Origin of the sequence: Streptomyces sp. NPDC048192, assembly GCF_043202415.1 — a bacterium.
Classification (GTDB): Bacteria; Actinomycetota; Actinomycetes; order Streptomycetales; family Streptomycetaceae; genus Streptomyces.
This window is the reverse complement of sequence record NZ_JBIDAL010000050.1, coordinates 1-1,153: the sequence shown is the minus strand read 5'-3', so window position 1 is coordinate 1,153 and position 1,153 is coordinate 1. Positions and strand designations below refer to the sequence as shown.

The 1,153-nt window shown below is 64.0% G+C and carries 1 protein-coding gene; it reads right to left on the bottom strand.

Annotation, left to right across the window (positions count from 1 at the left end; genetic code table 11):
• Entirely contained in the window at positions 1 to 1,092 is a 1,092-nt protein-coding gene (locus tag ACGFZN_RS39960; protein WP_393863399.1) for an IS630 family transposase, read from the bottom strand.
• Between the last annotated feature and the right edge of the window lie 61 nt (positions 1,093 to 1,153).

Below are 1,153 nucleotides of genomic sequence, written 5' to 3'. Positions count from 1 at the left end.
CTAGTGTCCTGAGTCGGGAATTCGCTTCAGATATCCTGCGAGGCGTTCAAGGATCTCGTCCGCGGTCTTCGTCCAGACGAAGGGTTTCGGCTCTTCGTTCCAGGTCTTGATCCAGCTGCGGATGTCTCTCTCCAGGGACTGGACGTTCCTGTGGACACCTCGCCGTATCTGTTTGTCCGTGAGCAGTGCGAACCACCGCTCGACCTGGTTGAGCCAGGAGGAGCTGGTAGGCGTGAAGTGCACATGGAAGCGGGGGTGTGCGGTCAGCCATCGCTGAATGGCCGGGGTCTTGTGCGTCGAGGCGTTGTCGCAGATCAGATGCACCTCCAGGCCGGCTGGTACCTCCTTGTCGATGCGGACGAGGAACTTCTTGAATTCCACGGCACGGTGCCGGCGGTGGATCTGGCCGATCACCTCGCCGGTAGCGGTGTTCAGCGCGGCGAACAGCGTGGTGACGCCGCCGCGCACGTAGTCGTGAGTACGGCGTTCGGGCATGCCCGGCATCATCGGCAGCACCGGAGCCGACCGGTCCAATGCCTGGATCTGTGTCTTCTCGTCCACACACAGCACCAGCGCATGCTCGGGCGGGGCGAGATACAGGCCGACCACGTCGCGGACCTTCTCGATGAACTGCGGGTCCTTCGAAAGCTTGAAGGTGTCCACCAGGTGCGGTTTGAGGCCGAAGGTCCGCCAGATACGTGTGATGGCCGACTGGGAGAGTCCCACTTCCTTGGCCATCGACCGTGTAGACCAGTGCGTGGCGTCCTTCGGCGTGGTCTCCAGTGTCTTGACGACCACTTCTTCCACCTGGGCATCGGTAATCTTCCGGGGGCCGCCCGGGCGTGGCTCGTCGGTCAGGCCCTCAAGCCGGTCCCTCACGAAGCGGGCCCGCCACTTGCCCACCGTGTGCTCCTCGATGCCGAGCAGGGCGGCAACGTCTCTGTTCAGAGCGCCGGTTGCGCACTCCAGCACGATCCGGCACCGCAGGGCCAGGGCCTGCGAAGAAGCCCGACGCCTGGCCCAGCGGCTCAACGTCTCACGCTCGTCATCGGTCAGCACCAGCTCGGCCTTCGGCCGTCCCGTCCTCGCCACCCGGCCATCATGCCGAACCACTGAAGACTTACGCAGCGAATTCCCGACTCAGGACACTAGC